Genomic DNA, 23475 nt, shown 5'->3' with positions numbered 1-23475 from the left:
CGACGCGGAACGGTGCCGCGCCGATCGGCCGGCCCGGGCTCAGTGCGGCCGGTCGCCCTGCAGGGTGACCCGGCGGACGTGCCGGCGATGGCCGTCGTAGTCGTTGACCGCCCGGTGCATGGTGCAGCGGTTGTCCCAGACCGCGACCGACCCGGCCTGCCAGCGGAACCGGCAGACGAACTCGTCGCGGATGCAGTGGGCGTACAGGAACTCCAGCAGCGGCCTGCTCTCGGCCTCGGTCATGCCCTTGAAGCGCAGGGTGTAGTTCGGGTTCACGAACAGGCATCTGCGGCCGGTCTCCGGGTGCGTGCGCACGACCGGGTGCTCCATCAGCCTGTCGCCCTCCTCGCTGGCGTCGATCTTCATCGACACCGAGGCGTTGCGCCCGCCCTGGAACTTCGACTGGCTGCCGTAGGAGCGCGAGGCGGTATGCACCGCGGTCAGGCCGTCGAGCAGGGCGCGCATGCCGTCCGACAGGGTCTCGTAGGCGGCGTACATGTCGGCGAACAGGGTGTCGCCGCCGCGCGGCGGGACCTCCAGCGCGTACAGCAGCGAGCCGAGCGCCGGGGTCTCCAGGAAGGTGGTGTCGGTGTGCCAGTTGCCCCCGAAGTTGTACTTCCCGGCGTCCTCGGCCTCCTTGACGATGTCGATGATCTCGGGATGGCCGTCCAGGCTCTTCACGAACGGGATCGCCACCGGCTCGCCGAACAGCCGGGCGGCCCGCTTCTGCTGGTTGGGATCGAGCGTCTGGTCGCGGAAGAACACGACGGAGTTCGCCAGGAACGCCTCATGCACTTCCTGCGCCTGCCGGTTGGACAGCGGCTCGGCGAGGTTCACGCCGGCGATCTCCACGCCGATCGACCCGCCGACCGGGGTCACCTGGATGGTTTCGTAGGACACGCCGTCTCCTCCATGCGGGTTCGTTGGTCCGCCGGTCTGGGCCGGCTGGCATGAAACGGAGTTTCGCGCGATGCGGGCGCGGCGTCCATGCTCACGCTCTCACGACGGCACGCGTCTCAGGCCGATCGCGAAGGGAACCAGGGCGAGCGCCATGACGATCGCCGCCGCCAGGAACGGCGCGCCGGGGAACGGCGTCGCCGCGGCCGGGCCGGTGAAGTGGCCGAACAGCTGGGTCGCGAACAGCGGCGTGACGATCATGGTGACCGCGGTGGCGCTGGCCAGCAGGCCCTGCAGCTCGCCCTGGGCGTCGTCGGGGGTGCCATTGGCCATCAGCCCGGTCAGGGCCGGGGTGACGACGGCCCCCAGCGCCACCACCGGGATCACCGCCAGCGCCATCCAGCCCTCGGTCGCGAACGCCACCCACAGCAGGCCGGCGATGCTAAGGACGAAGCCGGCCCAGGCGGTCCGCGCCTCGCCCAGCCGCGGCAGGACCAGGCGGATCAGCCCGCCCTGCACCACCACGAAGCCGACCCCGACCAGCGCCAGCGACAGCCCGATCTCGGCACTGCCCCAGGCGAACGCCGCCTTGGCGTAGAACGCCCAGATCGCCGGGTAGACATAATGCGCCAGGCCGAACAGGAAGAACGCCGCGACCAGCCATGCCACCTTCGGCAGCCGCGCGACCTGCGCCGCCGCGCCGAGCGGGTTGGCGCGCGCCCAGGAGAACCGCCGCCTCCGCGCCGGGTCCAGGCTCTCCGGCAGCACGGCGGCGCCGTAGCACAGGTTGGCGAAGGCCAGCGCCGCCGCCACGAAGAACGGCGCCCGCGTCCCCAGTTCGCCGGCCAGCCCGCCGACCACCGGCCCGAGGATGAAGCCGACGCCGAAGGCGGCGCCGACCAGCCCGAACGCCGCCGCCCGGCGCACCGGCGGCGTGACGTCGGCCACGAAGGCGTTGGCGGTCGAATGGGTGGCGCCGGCGATCCCGGCCAGCAGCCGGCCCACGAACAGCAGCCAGAGCGAGGGCGCCAGCCCCATGATCAGGTAGTCGACGGCCAGGGCGGCCAGCGACGCGATCAGCACCGGCCGCCGCCCGAACCGGTCGGACAGGCTGCCGACGGTCGGCCCGAAGGCGAACTGCATCACGGCATAGACGAAGGTCAGGTAGCCGCCCCACAGCGCCGCCGGGCCGATCGGCAGGTCGGTCAGCTCGCGGATCAGGTCCGGCATCACCGGCATGATGATGCCGATGCCCATGGCGTCCAGCGCGACCGTCACGCAGACGAAGCCTGTGGCGTGACTGTCGGCGGTCTTCCGATCGGGCCCGGTCGCCTCCATGACGGTTCCCCCGGGCCGGCGTCAGACCGACCGGGTGATGCCGCCGTCGACCCGCAGGTTCTGGCCGGTCATGTAGCTCGACCGGTTGGACGCCAGGAACGCCGCCACCTCGGCGATCTCCTCGGCCTTTCCGTAGCGGCCCATCGGGATGCGGGCCCGGAACTCTTCCTTCTCCGGCCGGCTGTCGATGAAGCCGGGCAGGATGTTGTTCACGCGGATGCCGTCGACCGCGTAGTTGTCCGCCACCAGCTTCGTGAAGGCGGCGAGGCCGGCCCGGAACACGCCGGAGGTCGGGAACGCCGCCTCCGGCTCGAAGGTGGCGTAGGTCGAGATGTTGACGATGCTGCCGCCGCCCTGCTGCTGCATCGCCGGGACCACCAGCCGGGTCATGCGCACCACGTTCATCAGGTAGACATCGAGGCCGAGGTGCCAGTCCTCGTCGGTCAGCTCCAGCACCGGGCCCTTCGGGCCGTGGCCGGCGGAGTTCACCACCGCGTCGATGCGGCCCCAGCGCTCCAGGGTCCGGTCGACCAGCGACTTGAGCACCCCCGGGTCGAGGTTCGAGCCGGTGACGCCCAGGCCGCCGAGTTCCGCCGCCAGGGCCTCGCCCTTGCCGGACGACGACAGGATGGCGAGCGACCAGCCGTCGGCGGCCAGCTTGCGGGCGATCGCCGCCCCCATGCCGGAGCCGGCGGCGGTGACGATGGCGGTGCGGGTCATGGGACGGTCCTCAAGCTGCTCGTCGTCTGCCGGCCGGCCCTTCGCGGCCGCGCGATGCGCGGCACCTCAAGGCGACAGGGAGTGTCGACCGGTTGCTCCCTTTCATCCTGAGGCGTCCGCGAAGCGGCCCGCGAAGGGCTAGTGGATCTCGGGTTCCGGGGTCGGCCTGGTGCCCATCAGCACGTCGAAGTCGCAGCCCTTGTCGGCCTGGGTGATGTGGTCGGCGTAGATCGCCCCGAAGCCGCGCTCGAACTTGCGGGCCGGCGGCACCCAGGCGGCCCGGCGGGCGTCCAGCTCGGCGTCGGAGACGTCGAGGTGCAGGCGCCTTCCGGCGACGTCCAGCTCGATCATGTCGCCGTCCTTTACCAGCGCCAGCGGTCCGCCGACCCAGCTCTCGGGCGCGACGTGCAGGACGCAGGTGCCGTAGCTGGTTCCGCTCATCCGGGCGTCGGAGATCCGCACCATGTCGCGGACACCCAGTTCCAGGATCTTCTTCGGGATCGGCAGCATGCCCCACTCCGGCATGCCCGGGCCGCCCTGCGGGCCGGCGTGCTTCAGCACGATGACCGAATCGGGCGTGACCGGCAGGTCCGGGTCATCGATCCGCGCCGCCATGTCGTTGTAGTCGGCGAACACCACCGCCGGCCCCTTGTGCTTCAGCAGCTTGGGGTCGCAGGCGGTCTGCTTGATGACCGCGCCGTCGGGCGCAAGATTGCCCCTCAGGACGACGAGGCCGCCCTCCTTGTTCAGCGGGTTGGCGCGGCGGCGGATGACCTCCTCGTTGTAGACGTCGGCCCGCTCGATATCCTCGCCCAGGGTCCGGCCGCTGACCGTCACCGCATCCAGGTGCAGCAGGTCGCGCAGCTCGCCCATCAGCGCCGGCAGCCCGCCGGCGTAGTAGAAGTCCTCCATCAGGAACCTGCCCGACGGCCGGATGTCGGCCAGCCACGGGGTCCGGCGCGACAGGCTGTCGAAGCGGTCCAGGTCGATCGGCACGCCGAGCCGGCCGGCCATCGCCAGCAGGTGGATGGCGGCATTGGTCGAGCCGCCGATCGCCATCACCGTCATGATGGCGTTCTCGAACGCCTTCTCGGTCATCACGTCGGACGGCTTCTGGTCGTCCCACACCATCTCGACGATCCGACGGCCGGACTGGCTGGCCATGCGCGAGTGGTTGGAGTCGGCCGCGGGGATCGCGCTGGAGGCCGGCAGCGACATGCCGAGCGCCTCGACCGCGCTCATCATCGTGGCGGCGGTGCCCATGGTCATGCAGGTGCCGGGGGTGCGGGCGATGCCGTCCTCGATCTCCTCCCAGTCCTTGCGGGTGATGTTCCCGACCTTCAGCTCGGCCCAGTATTTCCAGGTGTCGGAACCGCTGCCCAGGCTCTTGCCGCGCCAGTTGCCGCGCAGCATCGGCCCGGCCGGCACGAAGATCGCCGGCAGGTTCATGCTGGCCGCGCCCATCAGGAGGGCCGGCGTGGTCTTGTCGCAGCCGCCCATCAGCACCGCGCCGTCGGCCGGGTATGAGCGCAGCAGCTCCTCGACCTCGAGTGCCAGCAGGTTGCGGTACATCATGGTGGTCGGCTTCTGGAACGGCTCGCTCAGCGAGATCGCCGGCAGCTCGACCGGGAACCCGCCGGCCTGCCAGATGCCGCGCTTGACCTCCTCAGCCCGGTCCTTGAAGTGGGTGTGGCAGGGGTTGATCTCGGACCAGGTGTTGATCACCGCAATCACCGGCTTGCCCGACCAGTCGGCACGGTCGTAGCCCATCTGCAGGGTGCGCGAGCGGTGGCCGAACGACCTCAGGTCGTCGGCCCCGTACCAGCGGTAGCTGCGCAGATCCTCGTAGCGCTTCCGCGCCATCGCTTCCTCCCGGGATGCGGACTATCCTTGGACCGCGGGCGCGGCCGATCGCGAGTCGAGCACCCGGGCGCATCATGGTCAAGCAGAGCCGCGCATCCCGGCAGATCCGGCAACGTCGTCCGGATGGAGGAGCAGGCATGGTCCCGATCGACGCCGGCCGCCTCACCCAGCTGACGGACCCGCCGGTCTCCGGCGACCGCCTGCGCGGCCCGATGCCCGATCCCGAGAGCTACGGGCTGGAACGCCACGAGTATCTCTCGATCCCCGCAAACCTCGTCGATCCCGCCCTGTTCCGCCTGCCGGCGCACCGCAGCATGGCCGAATACTGGTGCCGGGAGCGCGACCGCCGGGGCGGGCTGCCGCGCTCGGCGGATTTCGATCCGACAGAGGTGGTGTCGGCGCTTGGCTACATCATGCTCATCGAACCGAATGCCGACGCCTCCGACTTCCTGTACCGGCTGTACGGAAGCCACGTCGCCGAGCACCACCGCCGCGACATGACAGGGCGCTGGCTGAGTTCGTTCAACCCGCCGGGACCGGTGGTGTTCGGCACCCAGTACCGGGCGATCGTGCAGTGGCGCGCGGCGGTCTATGCCGAGCACGATGCGGTCCGCGAGGTCTCCGTCATCTACCGCTGGTGCCGGCTCGCGCTGCCGATGTGCGACGCCGACGATCGGGTCGACCGGATCGTGGTCTGCAACGTGCCGATTCGCCGCGGACCTGCGGAATGACGGGTGCCTCCGCCGGCGCCGGCAACCGGCTGCGGCCGGCCGGTCCGGGACGCCGCCGGTTGTGCGCTTTCGCCCATGGCATCGGGCCGCGGACTACCATATACAGGCCGCGCCATGACCGAGCCCTCCGCCCCGCCGCCGGCGCCCCGCGACCGGCGAACCGTTCTTCTTCGGCGCCTGCGCTACGCCGCCGAGGCGGCGGTCGGCCTCGCCCTGCTCGGCGGTGCCGGCTGGGTGCTGCACCGGGAGTTCTCGAAGGTCAGCCTGGCCGACGTCCTCGCCGAGTTCGAGCGCCTGCCGCAGGTCGGGCTGCTGCTGTCGGTGCTGCTGACGATCGCCAGCTACATCGCGCTGCTGGTCTACGAGCGGCTCGGCATCGCCTATGTGCGGGCCAAGGTCTCGCTGCTGCGGTCGTCGGTGACCGGGTTCTGCGCCTATGTGTTCAGCCACAACCTCGGCTTCGCCCTGATCACCGGCGGCTCGGCCCGGCTGAGGCTATACGGGCCGGCCGGGCTCTCGGTCGGTCAGATCGTGCTGGTCAGCACCTTCACCGCCTGGACCTTCTGCCTGGGAGCGGCGCTGGTCGCCGGCGTCTCGATGTTCGGCGAGGCCGACCGGATCGCCCGGCTGGTCGCCGGCCCGCCGATCGTGACCCACGCCGCCGGGGCGGCGCTGCTGCTCGGGCTGCTCGCCTACCTGCTGCTGGGAATCCGGCGACGCCACGTGGAATGGCGCGGACGGCGGCTGGAAACCCCCGGACCGGTGCTGACACCGCTGCAGATCGTCGTCCCGGCGATCGACATCGCACTGGCCGGCCTGGCGCTCTACGTGCTGCTGCCGAACCTGCCGATCGGCCCCGTGGGTTTCGTCGGGCTCTACGTGGTCGCCACCTCGATCGGGCTGGCCAGCCACGTACCGGGCGGCCTGGGCGTGTTCGAGGGCGCGATGGTGCTGATGCTGCCGGAGCTGCCGACCGAGTCGCTGCTGGCCGCCATGCTGGCCTACCGGCTGATCTACTATCTCGGGCCGCTGGCCCTGGCGACCACCCTGTTCGCGGCCGCCTCGTTCCGCAAGCCGCGGCGGTAGAGCAGGAGTGACCGGATGCTGAGCTACATCACGATAGGCGCCAACGACGTCGCGGCCTCGGGACGCTTCTACGCCGCCGTCCTGACCCCGCTCGGCTACGAGAAGACCGAGAGTCCGGAGGGCATCGCGTTCACCGCGCCGGCAGTGCCCGGCCGGGACGGCGGCTCCGCCACGGTCTACGTGAAGAAGCCATACGACGGGAAACCGGCCGCCGTCGGCAACGGCTCCATGACCGCCTTCCGGGCCGGGACGCACGAGATGGTCCGCAGCGTTCACGCCGCCGGCCTCCGGGCGGGCGGTTCAGACGAGGGCGCCCCCGGCTTCCGGGCGGAGTACAGCGCACACTTCTATGTCGGATATCTCCGCGACCCCGTGGGCAACAAGCTCGCGATCTTCTGCGCGGACCCGGCGCAGGGCAGCCGGGACGGCTGAGCCCGGCCGACTCATCACCCGGCCTCGGCCTCGACCTCCGCCAGTTCCCTCTCGTAGGCGGCGCGAAGTTCGGCCAGCACCGGGCGCGCACCCGGCTTCCTGGGCGCGCCGAGATGCAGGCTGCGCAATTCCTCCATGAACGCCGCCCAGAGCTCCGGGCCACCCTCCTCCAGGAGCCGGGCGCGGATGGCCAACTCGCGGCTGACCGGCAGGTGGCGACGGCCCCAGGCGCCGAGCGTGGCGAACACCGGCACCAGTTCGATCGCCTTCTCGGTCAGGCTGTAGATCGCCTTCTGCTTGTGGCTCGGGTCGTCGGCCTTGGTGATCATGCCGAGATCGAGCAGATGCTTCAGGCGTGCCGACAGGATGTTGGAGGCGATGCCCTCCTGAGACCGTGAGAGAATCTCGCGGAAGTGCCGGCGGTTACCGAACATCATGTCGCGGAGAACGATCAGGCTCCAGCGATCGCCGAACACCTCAAGGCTCAGATTGATCGGGCAGCCGGACCTCTGTTCGTTGCGCATCGCCGACCCCCGAAAACCGATTGCAATATCGTATCAGTTCAGGCAGGCTGCAACCAATTGCGTTTTGCAACTGGTTTATTCTCGATCAACCGCGACACGCGGAGGAGAGAGGCGATGAGACGGCTGCTGGCCTGGAATCTGATGACCCTCGACGGCTATTTCGAGGGCCGGGCCCCGTGGGACCTCGGCTTCCACGAGACGGTCTGGGGCGACGAGCTCGAGGCCTTCTCCCTCGAGCAGGGCGAGGAGATCGGCACGGTCCTGTTCGGGCGCCGCACCTACGAGGGCATGGCCCGCTACTGGACCGCCGAGACCGGCGCGGTGGCCGACATGATGAACTCGATCGAGAAGGCGGTCGCGACCCGAACTCTCGACGAGGCGACCTGGAACAACACGCGGCTGCTGAAGGGCGACGCGGTCGAGTCGGTCAGGGGTCTCAAGGCGGAGGACGGCAAGGACGTCTACGTGTTCGGCAGCGCCGACCTGCTGGACTCGCTGCTCGCCGCCGGTCTGGTCGACGAATACCGCCTGTGCCTGGCGCCGGTGGTGCTGGGCGGCGGCACCCCGCTGTTCAAGCCGCAGGACCAGCCGATCCGGATGCGCCTGGAGGGCGCGCGCCCGCTGAAGACCGGCGGGACGATCCTGACCTACGCCGCGGCCGGGTAGCGGCCGCGATCCCGCTCAGGCCGCCGGGACCGCCATCGTCCGGCAGTCCTCGGCCAGCGCAAGTTTCGGCTCGGTGACCGCCTGCAGCGCCGACAGGGTCAGGCCCTCGACCATCGCCCGAACCACCAGCCCGGCCGGGGTCACGTCGATCTCGGCCAGGTCGGTGAAGATCTTGCGGACCACGCCGGCGGCGGTCAGCGGGTATTTGCACTTGTGGACGATCTTCGGCTCGCCCTTCTTGCTGGTGTGCTCGGTCAGCACCCAGATCGCCTTGGCGCCGACCGCCAGGTCCATGGCGCCGCCGACCCCCGGCGGGAACCGCCGGTCGCCGGTGGTCCAGTTCGCCAGGTCGCCGCTGCCGGACACCTCGAAGGCGCCGAGCAGGGCCAAGTCCAGATGCCCGCCGCGGATCATCACGAAGGCGTCGGTGTGCATGAAATACGCACCGCCCGGCTTCATGGTGATGTACTCCTTCGACGCGTTGATGAGGTCGCGGTCCTCCGAGCCGGCGGCCGGGGCCGGGCCGAAGCCGAGCACGCCGTTCTCGCTGTGCAGCACGATCTCGCGGTCGGCGGGCATGACGTTGGCGCACAGGGTCGGCACGCCGATCCCCAGGTTCACATAGGCCCCGTCCGGGATCGCCTGGGCGGCCCACCAGGCCAGCTGGCGGCGGCTGAGGCGGGTGACGGCGTCGGCGGACACGGTCGCGCTCATATGTCCCACTCCCGCTGGTTGTCGATATGCACCACCCGGTCGACGAACACCGACGGGGTGACGATGGTCTCCGGGTCCATCCCGCCGAGCGGCACGATCTCCTTGGCCTGCACGATCGTCAGGTCGGCGGCCATCGCCATCACCGGGCCGAAGCTCCGCGCCGCCTTCGAATAGGTCAGGTTGCCCCAGCGGTCGGCGGCCTGCGCCTGCACCAGCGCCACGTCGGCGCGCAGCGGCAGTTCCAGCACGTAGTCCCGGCCCTCGATGGTCCGCACCTCCTTGCCGGCGGCCAGGTCGGTGCCGACCCCGGTCGGGCAGTAGAACCCGCCGACCCCGGCCGCGGCGGCGCGCATGCGCTCGGACAGCGTGCCCTGCGGCACCAGTTCCAGCTCGATCTCGCCGGCGGCGTAGCGGGCGTCGAAATTGTCGGAGCCCTTGGAGCGCGGATAGCTGCAGATGATCCGCCTCACCCGGCCGCTGCCCATCAGCGCCGCCAGCCCCTCGGTGCCGGTGCCGGCGTTGTTGGAGATCACGGTCAGGTCGGTCACGCCCAGGTCGAGCACGCCGTGGATCAGGTCGTTCGGCACCCCGGCGAAGCCGAAGCCCGAGATCATGATGGTCATGCCGTCGGTGATTCCGGCGACCGCCTCCGCCACGCTCGGGACGATCTTGTCGATGGCCATGCGACGCTCCGCTGCTGTCGGTGCGCCACCATAGCGCCGCCGTCCGCGGCGTCCAGCCCGTGCGGCTAGCGGAACCTGCCGTCGGCCTGCCGCTCGACCACCGGCTTTACCGGCGCCGCCTCGCCGGTCTCGCCCGTCAGCAGGAATTCCGGCAGGTCGTAGGCGCGCAGCGAATCCCAGTGGGCCGCGACGTCCTCGCGGAACAGGTCGCTGACGATCGCCGACACCAGCCGGGGTGCCGCGAACTTCATGGCGTTGATCGACGCGCCCGACGGCCCGAAGCTGACGGTGGTGGCGTAGGTGAACAGCCGGATGTGCCGCAGCCACGGGGCCGCGCCCGGGACCTTCTCCAGCAGCTCGTAGCCCGGGCCGAGATAGGGATAGCGCGCCAGCCGCGGGTTGCGCTCCTCGGCCGGCGGCTCGAAGCGATCGCCCCACAGGGCGACATGCCCGGCGACGCCGGCCATCTCCGGGCGGACGCCCAGGTCGACGTCGAAGCCGGTGCCGACGATCAGGAAATCAGCCTCGAACAGGCCCCTCGGCGTATGCAGCCGCACCGCCCCGCCGACCGCCTCGCAGCGCTGCCATTCGGCACCGGTCTCCAACCGGAAGCCCGGGTGGCGGGCGGCGCGCTCCCAGGTCTCGCGCGGGAACGCCTCGCGAAGGGTCAGCAGGTGGTTCATGAAGCGCCAGCGCCAGGCGTCGTCCAACTCGGCGAAATGCCCGAGGAAACCCGGGAACGACAGCCACTTGAACGGCTGCACGCGCTGCAGGTCGGGCCGCCGGCAGTACACGGTCACCTCGGCCGCACCGGCCTCCAGCGCGGTGGCGGCATTGTCGAAGGCCGAGGCGCCGGCACCCAGCACGGCGACCCGGCGCCCGGCCAGCGCCGCGAAGTCGATCGAATCGCCGGTATGCGCCCAGAACCGCCGGTCGAGCGCCTCGACCGCCGGCGGCGTCCACCACCGCCCGGACGCCTCGATGCCGGTCGCCAGCACCAGCTTGCGGGCGGCCACCGTCTCGGTCCGGCCGTCGTCCAGGTGGACCAGCGTGGCGCGCAGATGCTCGCCGTCAGGCTCGACCCGGCGCAGCTCGACCCGGTTCTCGACCGGGATACCCAGCACCCGGCGCAGCCACAGCAGATAGGCCGCCCAGTCCTGCTTGGGGATCTTGTTCAGAGCGGCCCAGGCCGGGGCGCCGTGCTGCGCCTCGAACCAGGCCTGGAAGGTCAGCGACGGCACGTCCAGGTCCGGGCCGTTGACCTCCTTCGGGGACCGCAGGGTCGCCATCCGGGCGTAGGTCAGCCACGGCCCCTCCAGGCCGCGTTCCGCCCGGTCGACGATGCGGAAGTTGTCGACCCGGGCCCGCAGCAGCCCGTGCGCGATCGCCACACCGCCCTGCCCGCCGCCGACCACCAGCACGTCGAGCACCCGCCGGCCGTCGCCGTCTTGACGCGCCGGCACCCAGGCGCCGCGCGGATAGGCGATGCGCTCCAGGTCGGCGGCCGCCTGCCGCTCCAGTGCCGCCAGCCCGTCGCCCGCCAGCCGCTCGCCCGCCAGCCCCACGCCCGTCATCGCCGTCCCCGTTCGCGCCCGATCGATCTCGACAGTAGCGGCGGTGCCGGTGCCGGTCACGGCTGCTCGTCCGGCCGCTCGATCGCCTCCCGCAGGCGGGCGCGCCGCATCGCCACCAGGGCGACCATCGCCAGCCCGACGACCGCACCGGCGGCCAGCGGCCACCGCAGGCCGACGAAGTCGCCGGCCGTGCCCATCATCAGCGCCCCGACCGCGGGGCCGCCGCGGAAGATCAGGCCGTGCAGGCTAAGCACCCGGCCCCGCATTGCCGGTTCGACCGCCAGCTGGACCACGGTCTGCAGCCCGACCCCTGACGCCACCATCACGCCGCCCAGGAATCCGGCCGAGGCGATGCCGACCCACAGGATGTCGGTCGCCACGAAGGCCAGCACGCCGATCGACACGCCGGTGGTGCTGGCCAGCACCAGGGTCACCAGCCCGGTCGTCCCGGTCCGCCGCGCCAGCAGCCAGCCGCCGATCACGGCCCCGACGCCGACCGTCGAGGTCAGGGTCGCCAGGGTGTCGGCGCCGCCCTGGAACACGTGGTCCGCGAAGCCCGGCAGCAGCTCGAGCACCGGCCGCACCATGATCGAGCCCACCAGGTGAAGCGCCAGCAACGGCCCGATGCCCGGGTGCCGGGCGGCATAGGCCAGGCCGGCGCCGATGTCGGCGACCAGGCCCGAGCGCGCCGGCCGCACGGCGCTGCGGTCCCTTCCCGCCGCCGGGTTGCGGTGCCGGATCGCGATCAGCGCCGCCAGCATGGCCAGATAGCTGAAGGCGTTGGCGACGAACGCCCAGCCGACGTCGGCCGCCACGATCACCAGACCGGCCAACGCCGGGCCGACGAACCGGGCGAGGTTGAACACGATCGAGTTGATCGCGACCGCCGTCGTCAGGTTTTCGCGCGGCACCAGGCTCGACACCAGTGCCAGCCGGGACGGCTGGTTGAAGCCCAGGACGATGCCGCCGAGCAGGACCAGCACCAACAGCGAGCCGACCGTCATGTGGCCGGCGAGCGTCAGGACGCCCATCGCGGCCGCCAGCACCATGGCGATCGCCTGGCAGATCATGATGATCCGCACCCGGTCGAAGCGGTCGGCGGCGACCCCGCCGACCAGGCCGACGAACACCGTCGGGAACAGGTCGGCGAACGCCACCGCGCCCAGCCAGGTCGCCGAATGGGTCAGTTCCCAGGTGAGCCAGCCGACCGACACCCGCTGCATCCACATGCCGATCAGCGAGACGCTGTTGCCCAGCGTGTACAGGCCGTAGTCGGGTTGGCGAAGGGTGCGCAGGATCGCGCGCGTGCCGGTGGCGGCGGGCATCTCGGGGGTCTCTCGGGGCGGGTCGGCGAACGGTAGCGCCGGCACCGACCGTTGTCAGCCCGCCCGATCGCGGGATCGGCAAGCCATTCGGAAAGCGTGAATCCGCTTCTAGCTTCCGATTGAAAAGCCGATTGGACTGAACTATATTACCGCTGAAGGCAATGTCCGGCTTATCGGACGAGATCGGGAGGCGACAGATCAGATGGCGACAAAAGGCGGCAAAGCGGTGGCTGCGGCGCTGACGGTCGGTCAGGTAATCGACATCCCTTACCTGCTCTGGCTCGCCACAATCGCCTGCGCCCTGATGGCGACCATCGCTCTCACGGTCGTCGGTGCCATCTACATCCTGGATACGGTTCTTCTGTTCAACGCGCAGGCCCCGGTGTTCGGATACTCGACCTATATTCGCGTCCTGGAGCTGGGCGTCCTGTTCGGCGCCGGTGCGGTGGTCGCGCATCTGATGCGGCTGCGGCTGGAAGCCATCCGCCGGGCGTCGATCCTGGTGCCGTTGCCCTACGCGATCGTCACCAGCCCCCCCGGCGGCGATACGCTCTCCCGGTTCGAATGCTCCTGCAAGGTCACGCTGGCGCTCGACACCGAGCATCCGCTGGTAAAGCTCAAGCAGAACCCGGACATGCTGAAGAGCTATCTGGAGAACGCCTTCGCCGTCGCCGTCACCGACCCGGTGATCCGGTACTCCAAAGCCAAGATGGAACAGACCCTGAAGATCGCCGCCCACTACGTGCTCGGCGACGGGGTTTCGGGGGTGATCATGTCCGAGGTCCGGCAGCGCCGGATTCCGGTCCAGCGCCCGGCCCCGGCCGTCGCGCTCGACGTTCCGGACGCGACCGCGGTCGCCGGCTGAGCGTCGTCAGCGCCGCAGCGCCCGGTCCAACGCGGCGAACAGCGCCGCCACATCCTCGACAGCGTTGAAGAGATAGGGGCTGACCCTGATCCTGCCGTCGCGCAGGCTCACATGCACGTCCTCCGCCGCCAGCCGCTCGGCGAGGTCCGGAGCCGGTGGCTCGGGCAGCGTGAGGCCGATGAAGTGCGGCGACCGGTGCGCCTTTGGCGGCACCCGCCAGCCCCGGACCTCGGCCTCGTCGGCGATCCGGTCGACCAGCGGTGCCATCGCGCCGGCGATGCGCTCCACGCCCCATTCCGCTATCTGCTCCATCGCGGCGGCGGCCATCGGCACATGGATCATGGAATCGGCGGTTCCCTGGTCGAAGCGCGACGCCCCGTGCCGGAACCGCTCGCCGTAGCCCGGCGACAGCGTCATCGGGGCTTCGCCGATCCGGGTGGCGTGGTTGTGCTCGACCGGCTCGCCATGCTGGTGCCGCGGGGCGACATACAGGTAGCCGGACTGGTCCGGCGAGAGCAGCCACTTGTAGGCCGAGCAAGCCACGAAATCCGGGTCGATACGGCGGACGTCGAAGGGGTAGGCGCCGACCGACTGGGTCGCATCGATCACCAGGATGGCGCCGTCGGCATGCGCCGCCGTCGCGATCGGCAGCAGGTCGACCACCCCACCGTCCACCCAGTGCACGTTCGGCAGCGCCACCAGCCCGGTCTCGGGTCCGAGCCGCTCGAGCACGGCGCTGGTCCAATCGCCGTCCGCGGGCCGGGGCACGATCACCACCTCGGCGCCGTCGCGGGCCGCTACCCGGCGCCAGATGTAGTAGTTCGAGGGAAACTGCGCCTCCAGCATCACGATGGTCTTGCCGGGTTCGACCCGGACGTTGGCCGCCGCCACGGCCATCGCGTAGCTGGTCGCGCCGGTGAGCGCGATGTCGTCCGCCGCGGCCCCGATGAAGCCGGCGAACAGTTCGCGGCACCGCGCCATCTCGGCCGTCAGTCGCTGGCGTTCCGGTTCCCAGGGCCGGGCCTTCCGGTCGACGGCGCGCCGACCGGCGTCGCGGGCGGCGATCGGCGCCGGCCCCTGGGCCGCGCAGTTCATGTAGACCACGCCGTCCGGCATGTCGAACAGGTGTCGCTGGTTCGCGAGGGACATCGGGTGGCTCCGGCAGGTCGTTGACGGCTCGACTGTAGAGCCGAGCCGGGCTCGCGTTAACCCTCAGCATGGGCGGACTGCCACGCCGATGCCGGCGCGGCGTCAGTGGGCCTGGTCGGTACCGGTCGCCTGGGTCGCCGTGTCGGTCAGGGAGGTATCGTCCAGGTCGACGCCGTTGAGGACTGCCCCGGTCAGCACCGCGCCGCCCAGCCGGGTGCGCTGGCGACGCCCGGTATCCTCGCCTGAATGGGTCAGGATCGACGCGGCGGTCATGATCGCGTCGGTCAGGTCGGCGCGCGACAGGTTGGCACCGGCCAGATTGGCGCCCGACAGGTTGCACCGCGCCAGCGACGCCAACGTCAGATCGGCACCCGACAGGTCCGCCAGGACCAGCAGCGCGTCGGTCAGCAAGGCCCGGCGCAGCACGGCGCCGCGCAGGTCGGCACCGGACAGATTCAGGCCGCGCAGGTCGGCGTCGGCCAGGTCGACCCCATCGAGCGACGCCCGCGAACCGCGCTTGCCGTCGCTGCGCACCCAGCGATCGTGGTCGACCAGCGTGCGCTGAACCTCGGTGGTCACCGCGTCGGTCGGCGGCGTCAGCCGCGCCAGCGAGGTGTCGACCCGGCTCAGGTCGACGTCCCGCAGTCGCGCTCCGACGAAATTCGCGCGCTCCACCGTCGCCCCTTCCAGTTGGGCGCCCGACAGATCGGCACCGGTCGCCAGGGAATCGGTGAGGTCGGCGTGGCTGAGGTCGGCGTCGATCAGGATCGCGTTTCGCAGGACCGCCCCGGACATCGAGGCCCGCCGCAGCGATGCACGCTCGAGATTCGCGCCGGTCAGGTCGGTCTGCGCCATCACCGCACTCTCGAGCCTGGCGCCGGTCAGGTTGGCGCTGTGCATGCGGGCGCCGGCGAAGATCACCGGATCGCCGCGCGCCGGCGACCCGGCCGAGGACTCTGCCGGCAACCCGGACGCACCACGCAGCGAGACCGACCGCAGGTCGGCGCCCTCGAAGACGGCCCCCACCAGGCGTGCACCGGTCAGGTCGGCCTCGAACAACGTGGCATTGGCGAAGCTCACCCCCGACAGGTCGGCGCCGGACAGGACAGCGCGGGTCAGGTCGGCGCCGACGAACCGGGCGCCCTGCAGGGACGCTCCGGCGAAATCGACTTCGCGCAGGTCGGCCCCGGTGAAGTCGAAGCCGAACAGATTGGAAAGCGCGAACGACGCCGGCACCCCGTCATCGGCACCGTCCAGCCAGCGCCGGTGGGACGCCAGTTTGCGAAGCACGACATCGCGCGGAGTGAACGGAACTCTGGTCATGAGATCACACTAGATCGCCACCGCTTAACGACCCGTTAATCCCGTACCCGTTCAATGGTTCGGTTGTGCGCCAGATCGATGACTGAAACCCCTCAGGCGACAACCACTCAGGCCACGCCGAGCCGGCGTTCGGTCTCGGCCACCGCCGCGGCGATGCCGTCCGCGATCATGTCGATCTCCGCCGCGGTGGCGATCAGCGGCGGCGCCACCATCACCCAGTCGCCGTCGCGCCCGGCATTGGTGCGGCGCTGATACAGGATCATCCCCTGCTCCATGGCCACCCGTGCCAGCGTTCCGGCCGCCATGGCCGCCGCCGAGAACGGCGTCTTCGCGGCCTTGTCGGCGACCAGTTCCAGCGCCATCAGCAGCCCCTTGCCGCGCACGTCGCCGACGATCGGCGATCGCTCGACCAGATCGTCGAGCCGGGCCCGCAGGCGGGCGCCCTGGGCGGCCGCATTGGCCACCAGGCCGCGGTCGAGGGTTTCGTCCAGCACCGCCAGGCCGACCGCGCAGGCCAGCGGATTGCCGAGCGCGGTGTGGCCGTGCATGAAGCCGCCGCCGGCGGCGACCTCGGCAACGCGGTCGCGCGGCGCCAGCACCACGCCGAGCGGGAAGTATCCGGCCCCCGCCCCCTTCGCCAGCACCACGATGTCCGGCCGGCAGTCCGGCCAGTGCTCATGCGACAGGAACGCCCCGGTGCGGCCGCCGCCGCTCATCACCTCGTCGTGGATCAGCAGCACGCCGTGGCGGTCGCAGATCTCGCGCACCCGGCGCATGTAGGTCGCGTGCGGGACCAGGGCCCCGGTCGCCAGTCCGCCGACCGGCTCCTGCATGAAGGCGAGGACGGTGTCCGGCCCTTCCTCGAGGATCGTGCGCTCCAGCACGTCGGCGCAGTGCCCGGCCCAGCTCTCCTGGTCGAACCCCGGCGGGATCCGATAGGTGACGGGTGCCGGCACCTTCGGCATCCGCTGCATCAGCGGGCCGAACATGTCGTGGGCGGCCGGGTCGCCGCTGACCGACAGCGCCCCGAGGGTGCTTCCGTGGTAGGACGGCTGGCGCGAGACGACCTTCCAGCGCGACGCTTCGCCGCGCGCGACCGCCATCTGCCGCGCCAGCTTGATCGCCGCCTCGTTCGCCTCGGATCCGCCGGACACCACGAAGACCCGCTCGTAGCCGGGTCCCGCGGCGGCCGACAGCCGCTCGGCGAACAGCCGGTTGGCGGCGCTCTCGAAGGTGCCGGGATGCGCGAATGTGGCGGCCTCGGCCTGTCGGTGCAGAACCTCGATGACCCGGCGGTTGCCGTAGCCGATGTTGCACGCGACCGGGCCGGAGCCGGCGTCGACGTAGCGCCGGCCGGTGCTGTCCCACATGTAGATGCCCTCGGCCCGCTCGATCCGCGGCCGGGCCGGCGATCCGGGCGGCAACGCGAACACCTGGACGGGTTCGCCGCGCTCCAGGGTGCCGAGGGCGGGCGTCGGCTCGGCGAGGTGGTGGTCCAGCGAATTGCGCAGCAGCTCGGCCATGTCGGGGTCCCCGTTTACGAAGGGTCCGAGTGTGGCGCCCGCCGATCGGCACGCCAAGGCAATTCACGGGGCTCCCGGCCCGGCGTCGCAAGGCGGGACCGCCCGCCCCCGGACCCCAAGACAACTGGCATATCTGCGAGGTGGATGCTGAAGCACAGGGAATGATAGAATCGAAAAATGCCCAGTCACCGCAGGAAAGCCAGACAACGATGAAGCGGCTCTTGATCACGATCGACGGCAGCGCCAACGACTACACTTCGCTGATGTCGGCGATGCAGCTTACCCGGCGTCTGGGGGCCGAACTCAGCGTCGTCTTCACGGCGCTGCCGGCGGAGGCCTTCTACGGCTACGCCGAGACCACCGCCCCGGTGGTGTTCGACAACTCCGAGGAGGCCAAGGTCGCGCAGGAACGTGCGCGGGCGGCCTTCGAAACCGCCTGCGGCGAGTGGCCGGGCGCCACATTGTCGACCACCGAGGAGTACAGCGCCGACGCGATCGCCCGCCTGGGCCCGCTCTCCGACCTGGTGATCATGGAGCGGCTGTCGCGTGAGGAGGGACCGTCGGCGGCGGGCTTCAACGCCGCCGTGTTCGACGGTGCCGGACCGGTCTTCATCACGGCGCCAGAGCCGAAGGCGACGATCGCGACCACGCCGGTGATCGCCTGGAACGGCAGCCGCGAGGCGGCGCTGGCGGTCAAGTCTGCGGTGCCGTTGCTGCAACTGGCGGGCCGCGTGACCGTTCTGTCCGGCGACCAGTCGGCGGACAGCCTCGGAGCCCTGAAGATGTATCTGCAGAGCTACGGGGTAGCGATCACGGTCGAGGCGTTCACCGCCGACCAGATGACCGCCCGCGGCCGGGCTCGCGCCCTGCTGAAGACGGCCGAGGACCTGTCGGCCGACCTGCTGGTGATGGGGGCCTACGGCGAGAACGCCATCGGCGCGCTTTTCGGCCTGGGCCGGGCGACCCGCAAGATCGTCACCGCGGCCCGCATGCCGGTCCTGCTGCACCACTGAGCGCCTCCCCCGGCGCGACCCGGCGCGGGGCTTGTCCTTGCGCCGGGCCGGCCCGAGCCGATCTTTCCACATCCCCAGAGCGCGCGCGGGCCGGTCGAACGGCACAGATAAATCTTGTGCTCGCCATAGGGTCATCATACAATATCTCGCGTACTGAATGTGATTCGCTGGTCGGGACCGGCATCGATCCTCAGTCCCGTCCAGGTCCTGGTTCCGCCGCTGCCCCGGTGGCGGAAGTCGGGAGTGGCGGGGATCCCTCGCCGCCACTCCGTCCACCCTGTGAAGCTCCTAGGACGATCCTCTGTCGTCCAACCTTCCGGGTGCGCCGATCGTCGTGGCGCACCCGGTTTTTTCGTGCGTCCCGCCCTTGCGGACGCCATCCGGCGGCACGACAGCCACGTGCCGTTCACCGCTGGCGTCGCCCCCCGGTTGGCGGGTAGGCTCCGGCCTGAACACCAACGCAACGATCCACCGATCCAGGAGTGACGCCATGGCCGGCACCGTCGACGGACGCCTGAAGGAGCTGGGAATCGAGATCCCGACTCCGGCCGCCCCCGCCGCCAACTACATCCCCTTCGTGAAGTCCGGGAACCTGGTCTTCGTGTCCGGCCAGATCCCGCTCGTCGCCGGCAAGATCGAGGGCATCGGCAAGGTCGGCCAGGACCTGACCACCGAACAGGCCAAGGCGATCGCCCGGATCTGCGCCATCAACCTGATCGCCCAGGCCAAGGCCGCCTGCGGCGGCGATCTGGACAAGGTGACGCGGGTCGTGAAGCTCGGCGGCTTCGTGAACTGCGTCGACGGCTACACCGAGCAGCCGGAGGTCGTGAACGGCGCCTCCGACCTGATGGTCGACGTGTTCGGCGACAAGGGCCGGCACGCGCGCTTCGCCGTCGGCACCAACGCACTGCCGCGCGGCGTCGCCGTCGAGGTCGAGGCGGTGTTCGAGGTCGCTTGATCGACGGCCGCGAGGGTCGCGACGGAGACGCCATGCCGGACGGTGACGACACCGGCGGCATCGAGGCGGCGGTCCGGGTGCTGCCCGGCATCGGAGACGTCGCCGCCGCCGAGTGGGATGCCTGCGCCGGGTCCGCCAACCCGTTCCTCGGCCATGCCTTCCTGTCGGCCCTGGAGGACAGCGGTGCCGTAACCGCGGAATCCGGCTGGCTGCCCCGCCACCTGGTGGTGGAGGACGCGGCCGGCCGGGTGGTCGGCGCCATGCCGCTTTACCTGAAGGGGCATTCCTACGGCGAGTACGTGTTCGACTGGGCCTGGGCCGACGCCTATGAGCGGGCCGGCGGACGCTATTTCCCGAAGCTGCTGTCGGCCGTGCCGTTCACCCCGGTCCCGGGGCCCCGCATGCTGGTCCGGCCGGATGCCGACCGGGCCCGGGTCGAGGAGGTGCTGGCGGGCGGCGTGGTCGGCCTGATCGAGCGGCTCGGCGTGTCGTCCGCGCATGTCAACTTCCTGCCCCGCGACCAGTGGGAGCGGTTCGGCGAGTTCGGGTTCCTGCAGCGCACCGGGCTGCAGTACCACTGGTCGAACGACGGCTACGCCGACTTCGACGCGTTCCTCGCCGCGTTGTCATCGCGCAAGCGCAAGGCGATCCGCAAGGAGCGCCGGGAAGTGGCGGAGACCGGCCTGACGATCCGCCGGCTGACCGGGTCGGCGATCGAGGACCGGCACTGGGAAGCGTTCTTCCGGTTCTACGTCGACACCTCCGACCGCAAATGGGGGTCGCCATATCTCAACCGGCGGTTCTTCGACCTGCTCGGAGAGCGGCTGTCGGAGCGGATACTGCTGGTGGTCGCCGAGCGCGACGGCACGCCGGTTGCCGGAGCGCTCAACCTGATCGGCGACGACACGCTGTACGGCCGCAACTGGGGCTGCGTCGAGGACCACCCGTTCCTGCACTTCGAGGCCTGCTACTACCAGGCCATCGAGTTCGCGATCGAGCGCGGCCTGGCCAAGGTCGAGGCCGGCGCCCAGGGCCCGCACAAGCTGCAGCGCGGCTACCTGCCGGTCGAGACCTACAGCGCCCATCTGTTCGCCGATCCGCGGCTGCGCGACGCGATCGCCGACTTCCTCCGACGCGAGCGCCGGCAGGTGACCCGCGAGCGGGAACTGATGGCGGCCGACTCGCCGTTCCGGAAGGACGGCTGATCCGGCACGCTGTTGCTGCAGTGCAACAGAGTCGAACTTCCTGCGGCCTTTCGGCCGCAGCCGGCTTGCGCTCGCCGACCGGATTCCCAATATGCAGACTATCGACCGGGCGCCACGGGTGGCCGGTGCGTGCAATTTCGACAACGACGATAGCGAAGGGAGGTCGCATCATGCGCGACACTCATGTGCTGACGCCGCGCGAAGCGGCCGAGCAGACGGGCCTCAGGCTCGAGACGGTTCTGAAGCTGGCCGCCGACCATTCCGGCGTGTCGACCGTGGTGGCCGAGGCCGTCCGCATCGACCCGTGGGCTCTGGCGTCCGCCCTGGCCAACGAAGGCTTCCGGAACGCCGCCTGACCGCGGATCAAGCGGCCGCGTCTGCGGCCGCTGCAGGAACCGACTGCCTCACGAGCCCCGCCCCGGCGGGGCTTTTGTGTGTCCGGGACTCTTCATGTCACCGGGGATCGGGGCCGCCGGGCGGAACGCGAACGGGCGGCCCCGAAGGACCGCCCGCCCGGTATCTCGACAGCAGGCGCCGGTCCTACTGGACCAGTTCGGGCACCTTGGCCGCCCCGCCGCCGTCCGAACCGTCGCCGCGGGTCGGTGGGCGCCGGCCGGGCTTGGGCTCCTGCCCGATGTCGAACACCAGGGCGTCGTCGACCATGTCGACGCGCACCAGCCCGCCCTTGACCAGCTTGCCGAACAGCAGCTCCTCGGCCAGCGGCTTCTTGACGTGCTCCTGGAGGATCCGGGCCAGCGGCCGCGCACCGTACAGCCGGTCGTAGCCCTTCGTCCCGAGCCAGCTACGGGCCGCCGCGGTCAGCTCGATCGACACGCCGCGGTCGGCGAGCTGCGCCTCCAGCTGCATGATGAACTTGTCCACCACGCGGCCGATGGTCTCCGGCGACAGCGGCTTGAAGCCGACGATCGCGTCCAGCCGGTTGCGGAACTCCGGCGTGAACATCCGGGTGATCGCCTCGGTGTCGTCGCCCTCGCGGACCGATCGCCCGAAGCCGACCGCCTCCTTCGCCAGGTCCGCGGCCCCGGCGTTGGTGGTCATGATCAGGATGACGTTGCGGAAGTCCACGTTCTTGCCGTTGTGGTCGGTGAGCTTGCCGTGGTCCATGACCTGCAGCAGCACGTTGAACAGGTCGGGATGCGCCTTCTCGATCTCGTCGAGCAGCAGCACGCAGTGCGGATGCTGGTCGATCTGGTCGGTCAGCAGGCCGCCCTGGTCGAAGCCGACATAACCCGGCGGGGCGCCGATCAGCCGGCTGACGCTGTGCCGCTCCATGTATTCCGACATGTCGAAACGGATCAGCTCGACCCCGAGGATATGCGCGAGCTGGCGGGCGACCTCGGTCTTGCCGACGCCGGTGGGGCCGGAGAACAGATAGCTGCCGATCGGCTTCTCCGGCTCGCGCAACCCGGCACGGGCCAGCTTGATCGCGGTCGCCAGCGAGGCGATGGCGGCATCCTGGCCGAACACCACGGTCTTCAGGTCGCGCTCCAGGTTGATGAGCACGGTCTTGTCGTCGGTCGAGACGCTCTTCGGGGGGATGCGGGCGATCTTCGCCACCACCTCCTCGACCTCCTTGACGCCGATGGTCTTGCGGCGCTTGGAGGCCGGAAGCAGCATCTGTGCCGCCCCGACCTCGTCGATCACGTCGATCGCCTTGTCCGGCAGCTTGCGGTCGCCGATGTACTTGGCCGACAGCTCGACGGCGGTCTTCAGCGCCTCGGCCGTGTAGCGGACGTTGTGGTGCTTCTCGTAGTACGGCTTCAGCCCCTTGAGGATCTTGATCGAATCCTCGATCGAGGGCTCGTTGACGTCGATCTTCTGGAACCGCCGGACCAGCGCCCGGTCCTTCTCGAAATAGCCGCGGTATTCCTTGTAGGTGGTCGACCCGATGCAGCGCAGCCCGCCGGACTGCAGGGCCGGCTTCAGCAGGTTGGACGCGTCCATGGCGCCGCCGGAGGTGGCGCCGGCGCCGATAACCGTGTGGATCTCGTCGATGAACAGGATGGCGTGCGGGTTCTGCTCGAGTTCGTTGACCACCGCCTTCAGCCGCTCCTCGAAGTCGCCGCGGTAGCGGGTGCCGGCCAGCAGCGAGCCCATGTCGAGGGCGAAGATCACGGCGTCGATGAGCACCGCCGGCACGTCGCCGTCGACGATGCGCTTGGCCAGGCCCTCGGCGATCGCGGTCTTGCCGACGCCGGGATCGCCGACGAACAGCGGATTGTTCTTGGTCCGCCGGCACAGGATCTGGATGGTGCGCTCGACCTCGGCCTCGCGGCCGATCAGCGGGTCGATCTTGCCGGAGGCCGCTTTCTTGTTCAGGTCGACGCAATACGCGTCCAGCGCCTCGTGGCCCTGCTTGTTGACCTGGTCGGCCTTCGCCTGCTCGTCGGCGCCGTCGACCTTGCGCTGCTCGGCGCCCGTCTGGCCGTGCACCTTGGCGATGCCGTGGCTGATGTAGCTGACCGCGTCGAACCGGGTCATCTCCTGCTCCTGCAGGAAGTACACCGCATGGCTCTCGCGCTCGGACAGCAGCGCCACCATCACATTGGCGCCGGTCACCTCCTCGCGGCCCGACGACTGCACGTGAATGACCGCGCGCTGCACGACCCGCTGGAAGCCAGCCGTCGGCTTGGCATCCTCCATGGCCGCGCCGACCAGGCCGTTCAGTTCGGTGTCGATGTAGGTCATCAGGTCGTGGCGAAGCTTGTCCACGTCCACGCCGCACGCCTTGAGGACGGCAAGCGCGTCCTGGTCGTCGGTCAGCGCGTAGAGCAGATGCTCGAGCGTCGCGTACTCGTGATGCTTCTCGTTCGCGATGCCGAGCGCGCGGTGCAGGCTCTGTTCCAGGTTCTTGGAGAGCATGGT

At 70.4% G+C, this 23475-nt stretch carries 22 protein-coding genes; 9 read left to right on the top strand and 13 right to left on the bottom strand.

What is annotated here, in order from left to right; genetic code table 11:
• Nucleotides 1-39: 39 nt before the first annotated feature.
• From RIC31_RS02995 to araD, 4 genes are all read right to left on the bottom strand, one after another.
• Complete coding sequence (locus RIC31_RS02995; RefSeq protein ID WP_350102902.1) at nt 40-900, bottom strand: TauD/TfdA dioxygenase family protein; 861 nt, start codon at nt 898-900, stop codon at nt 40-42.
• A 99-nt stretch (nt 901-999) separates the two neighbouring features.
• The gene (locus tag RIC31_RS02990) at nt 1000-2235 is read right to left on the bottom strand and encodes a TCR/Tet family MFS transporter (RefSeq protein ID WP_350102897.1); all 1236 of its coding nucleotides are present in this window, start codon (nt 2233-2235) and stop codon (nt 1000-1002) included.
• Between the two features lie 21 nt (nt 2236-2256).
• Entirely contained in the window at nt 2257-2955 is a 699-nt protein-coding gene (locus RIC31_RS02985) for an SDR family oxidoreductase (RefSeq protein WP_350102893.1), read from the bottom strand.
• Nucleotides 2956-3093: 138 nt separating this feature from the next.
• Nucleotides 3094-4818 carry an L-arabinonate dehydratase gene (araD, locus tag RIC31_RS02980; RefSeq protein WP_350102890.1) on the bottom strand — a complete coding sequence of 575 codons (1725 nt, stop codon included), beginning with the start codon at nt 4816-4818 and terminating at the stop codon, nt 3094-3096.
• A 137-nt stretch (nt 4819-4955) separates the two neighbouring features.
• On the opposite strand from araD, the gene RIC31_RS02975 reads away from it, so the two are divergent.
• The 3 genes from RIC31_RS02975 to RIC31_RS02965 all read left to right on the top strand — a co-directional run bounded on the left by RIC31_RS02975 (nt 4956) and on the right by RIC31_RS02965 (nt 7067).
• Complete coding sequence (locus tag RIC31_RS02975; RefSeq protein WP_350102887.1) at nt 4956-5549, top strand: PAS domain-containing protein; 594 nt, start codon at nt 4956-4958, stop codon at nt 5547-5549.
• A 114-nt stretch (nt 5550-5663) separates the two neighbouring features.
• A complete protein-coding gene (locus RIC31_RS02970) occupies nt 5664-6635 on the top strand; it encodes a lysylphosphatidylglycerol synthase domain-containing protein (protein WP_350102883.1) in 972 nt (323 codons plus the stop codon).
• A 15-nt stretch (nt 6636-6650) separates the two neighbouring features.
• A complete protein-coding gene (locus RIC31_RS02965; RefSeq protein WP_350102880.1) occupies nt 6651-7067 on the top strand; it encodes a VOC family protein in 417 nt (138 codons plus the stop codon).
• Nucleotides 7068-7081: 14 nt separating this feature from the next.
• Here the strand turns inward: RIC31_RS02965 and RIC31_RS02960 are convergent, their stop codons facing one another.
• Complete coding sequence (locus RIC31_RS02960) at nt 7082-7591, bottom strand: winged helix-turn-helix transcriptional regulator (RefSeq protein WP_350102876.1); 510 nt, start codon at nt 7589-7591, stop codon at nt 7082-7084.
• Between the two features lie 114 nt (nt 7592-7705).
• On the opposite strand from RIC31_RS02960, the gene RIC31_RS02955 reads away from it, so the two are divergent.
• Nucleotides 7706-8257: a dihydrofolate reductase family protein gene (locus RIC31_RS02955; RefSeq protein ID WP_350102872.1), complete on the top strand. Its 552-nt coding sequence runs from the start codon at nt 7706-7708 to the stop codon at nt 8255-8257.
• A gap of 15 nt (nt 8258-8272) precedes the next feature.
• Here the strand turns inward: RIC31_RS02955 and RIC31_RS02950 are convergent, their stop codons facing one another.
• The 4 genes from RIC31_RS02950 to RIC31_RS02935 form a co-directional block, all read right to left on the bottom strand.
• Nucleotides 8273-8971 carry a 3-oxoacid CoA-transferase subunit B gene (locus RIC31_RS02950; RefSeq protein WP_350102869.1) on the bottom strand — a complete coding sequence of 233 codons (699 nt, stop codon included), beginning with the start codon at nt 8969-8971 and terminating at the stop codon, nt 8273-8275.
• Nucleotides 8968-9654 carry a 3-oxoacid CoA-transferase subunit A gene (locus RIC31_RS02945; protein ID WP_350102867.1) on the bottom strand — a complete coding sequence of 229 codons (687 nt, stop codon included), beginning with the start codon at nt 9652-9654 and terminating at the stop codon, nt 8968-8970. The genes RIC31_RS02950 and RIC31_RS02945 overlap by 4 nt, the downstream gene beginning before the upstream one ends.
• Nucleotides 9655-9719: 65 nt before the next feature.
• Nucleotides 9720-11228 carry an FAD-dependent oxidoreductase gene (locus tag RIC31_RS02940; RefSeq protein WP_350102865.1) on the bottom strand — a complete coding sequence of 503 codons (1509 nt, stop codon included), beginning with the start codon at nt 11226-11228 and terminating at the stop codon, nt 9720-9722.
• A gap of 56 nt (nt 11229-11284) precedes the next feature.
• The gene (locus RIC31_RS02935) at nt 11285-12553 is read right to left on the bottom strand and encodes an MFS transporter (protein ID WP_350102863.1); all 1269 of its coding nucleotides are present in this window, start codon (nt 12551-12553) and stop codon (nt 11285-11287) included.
• Between the two features lie 202 nt (nt 12554-12755).
• On the opposite strand from RIC31_RS02935, the gene RIC31_RS02930 reads away from it, so the two are divergent.
• Nucleotides 12756-13418, top strand: a complete 663-nt coding sequence (locus RIC31_RS02930; RefSeq protein WP_350102860.1) for a hypothetical protein — start codon at nt 12756-12758, stop codon at nt 13416-13418.
• Nucleotides 13419-13424: 6 nt separating this feature from the next.
• Here the strand turns inward: RIC31_RS02930 and RIC31_RS02925 are convergent, their stop codons facing one another.
• The 3 genes from RIC31_RS02925 to RIC31_RS02915 form a co-directional block, all read right to left on the bottom strand.
• The gene (locus tag RIC31_RS02925; RefSeq protein WP_350102858.1) at nt 13425-14567 is read right to left on the bottom strand and encodes an aminotransferase class V-fold PLP-dependent enzyme; all 1143 of its coding nucleotides are present in this window, start codon (nt 14565-14567) and stop codon (nt 13425-13427) included.
• Between the two features lie 102 nt (nt 14568-14669).
• Nucleotides 14670-15857, bottom strand: a complete 1188-nt coding sequence (locus RIC31_RS02920; RefSeq protein ID WP_350102856.1) for a pentapeptide repeat-containing protein — start codon at nt 15855-15857, stop codon at nt 14670-14672.
• Nucleotides 15858-15997: 140 nt separating this feature from the next.
• The gene (locus tag RIC31_RS02915) at nt 15998-17413 is read right to left on the bottom strand and encodes an aminotransferase family protein (protein ID WP_350102854.1); all 1416 of its coding nucleotides are present in this window, start codon (nt 17411-17413) and stop codon (nt 15998-16000) included.
• A 209-nt stretch (nt 17414-17622) separates the two neighbouring features.
• Between RIC31_RS02915 and RIC31_RS02910 the strand changes: the two genes are divergently transcribed.
• The 4 genes from RIC31_RS02910 to RIC31_RS02895 all read left to right on the top strand — a co-directional run bounded on the left by RIC31_RS02910 (nt 17623) and on the right by RIC31_RS02895 (nt 20945).
• Nucleotides 17623-18426 carry a universal stress protein gene (locus RIC31_RS02910; protein WP_350102851.1) on the top strand — a complete coding sequence of 268 codons (804 nt, stop codon included), beginning with the start codon at nt 17623-17625 and terminating at the stop codon, nt 18424-18426.
• 490 nt (nt 18427-18916) lie between these two features.
• Complete coding sequence (locus tag RIC31_RS02905) at nt 18917-19384, top strand: RidA family protein (protein ID WP_350102848.1); 468 nt, start codon at nt 18917-18919, stop codon at nt 19382-19384.
• A gap of 32 nt (nt 19385-19416) precedes the next feature.
• Nucleotides 19417-20589 carry a GNAT family N-acetyltransferase gene (locus RIC31_RS02900; RefSeq protein WP_350102845.1) on the top strand — a complete coding sequence of 391 codons (1173 nt, stop codon included), beginning with the start codon at nt 19417-19419 and terminating at the stop codon, nt 20587-20589.
• Between the two features lie 170 nt (nt 20590-20759).
• The gene (locus tag RIC31_RS02895; RefSeq protein WP_350102842.1) at nt 20760-20945 is read left to right on the top strand and encodes a hypothetical protein; all 186 of its coding nucleotides are present in this window, start codon (nt 20760-20762) and stop codon (nt 20943-20945) included.
• A gap of 184 nt (nt 20946-21129) precedes the next feature.
• Here RIC31_RS02895 and clpA read toward each other — a convergent pair whose 3' ends face one another.
• Nucleotides 21130-23472 (bottom strand): ATP-dependent Clp protease ATP-binding subunit ClpA, encoded by a 2343-nt coding sequence (clpA, locus tag RIC31_RS02890; RefSeq protein ID WP_350102840.1) that lies wholly within the window; start codon nt 23470-23472, stop codon nt 21130-21132.
• Nucleotides 23473-23475 lie beyond the last annotated feature (3 nt).

It is taken from the genome of Thalassobaculum sp. (genome assembly GCF_040219615.1).
GTDB lineage: Bacteria > Pseudomonadota > Alphaproteobacteria > Thalassobaculales > Thalassobaculaceae > Thalassobaculum_A.
Note: the sequence above shows the minus strand (reverse complement) of the source record. Positions and strands in the feature narration are given on the sequence as shown.

What these genes read in the sequence shown, in the direction of transcription:
- araD (WP_350102890.1), bottom strand. Translation starts at nt 4,818, where the DNA reads ATGGCGCGGAAGCGCTACGAGGATCTGCGCAGCTACCGCTGGTACGGG.
- RIC31_RS02950 (WP_350102869.1), bottom strand. Translation starts at nt 8,971, where the DNA reads ATGAGCGCGACCGTGTCCGCCGACGCCGTCACCCGCCTCAGCCGCCGC.
- RIC31_RS02940 (WP_350102865.1), bottom strand. Translation starts at nt 11,228, where the DNA reads ATGACGGGCGTGGGGCTGGCGGGCGAGCGGCTGGCGGGCGACGGGCTG.
- RIC31_RS02970 (WP_350102883.1), top strand. Translation starts at nt 5,664, where the DNA reads ATGACCGAGCCCTCCGCCCCGCCGCCGGCGCCCCGCGACCGGCGAACC.
- RIC31_RS02975 (WP_350102887.1), top strand. Translation starts at nt 4,956, where the DNA reads ATGGTCCCGATCGACGCCGGCCGCCTCACCCAGCTGACGGACCCGCCG.
- RIC31_RS02905 (WP_350102848.1), top strand. Translation starts at nt 18,917, where the DNA reads ATGGCCGGCACCGTCGACGGACGCCTGAAGGAGCTGGGAATCGAGATC.
- RIC31_RS02930 (WP_350102860.1), top strand. Translation starts at nt 12,756, where the DNA reads ATGGCGACAAAAGGCGGCAAAGCGGTGGCTGCGGCGCTGACGGTCGGT.
- RIC31_RS02945 (WP_350102867.1), bottom strand. Translation starts at nt 9,654, where the DNA reads ATGGCCATCGACAAGATCGTCCCGAGCGTGGCGGAGGCGGTCGCCGGA.
- RIC31_RS02935 (WP_350102863.1), bottom strand. Translation starts at nt 12,553, where the DNA reads ATGCCCGCCGCCACCGGCACGCGCGCGATCCTGCGCACCCTTCGCCAA.
- RIC31_RS02960 (WP_350102876.1), bottom strand. Translation starts at nt 7,591, where the DNA reads ATGCGCAACGAACAGAGGTCCGGCTGCCCGATCAATCTGAGCCTTGAG.
- RIC31_RS02895 (WP_350102842.1), top strand. Translation starts at nt 20,760, where the DNA reads ATGCGCGACACTCATGTGCTGACGCCGCGCGAAGCGGCCGAGCAGACG.
- RIC31_RS02990 (WP_350102897.1), bottom strand. Translation starts at nt 2,235, where the DNA reads ATGGAGGCGACCGGGCCCGATCGGAAGACCGCCGACAGTCACGCCACA.
- RIC31_RS02900 (WP_350102845.1), top strand. Translation starts at nt 19,417, where the DNA reads ATGCCGGACGGTGACGACACCGGCGGCATCGAGGCGGCGGTCCGGGTG.
- RIC31_RS02915 (WP_350102854.1), bottom strand. Translation starts at nt 17,413, where the DNA reads ATGGCCGAGCTGCTGCGCAATTCGCTGGACCACCACCTCGCCGAGCCG.
- clpA (WP_350102840.1), bottom strand. Translation starts at nt 23,472, where the DNA reads ATGCTCTCCAAGAACCTGGAACAGAGCCTGCACCGCGCGCTCGGCATC.
- RIC31_RS02965 (WP_350102880.1), top strand. Translation starts at nt 6,651, where the DNA reads ATGCTGAGCTACATCACGATAGGCGCCAACGACGTCGCGGCCTCGGGA.
- RIC31_RS02910 (WP_350102851.1), top strand. Translation starts at nt 17,623, where the DNA reads ATGAAGCGGCTCTTGATCACGATCGACGGCAGCGCCAACGACTACACT.
- RIC31_RS02955 (WP_350102872.1), top strand. Translation starts at nt 7,706, where the DNA reads ATGAGACGGCTGCTGGCCTGGAATCTGATGACCCTCGACGGCTATTTC.
- RIC31_RS02925 (WP_350102858.1), bottom strand. Translation starts at nt 14,567, where the DNA reads ATGTCCCTCGCGAACCAGCGACACCTGTTCGACATGCCGGACGGCGTG.
- RIC31_RS02985 (WP_350102893.1), bottom strand. Translation starts at nt 2,955, where the DNA reads ATGACCCGCACCGCCATCGTCACCGCCGCCGGCTCCGGCATGGGGGCG.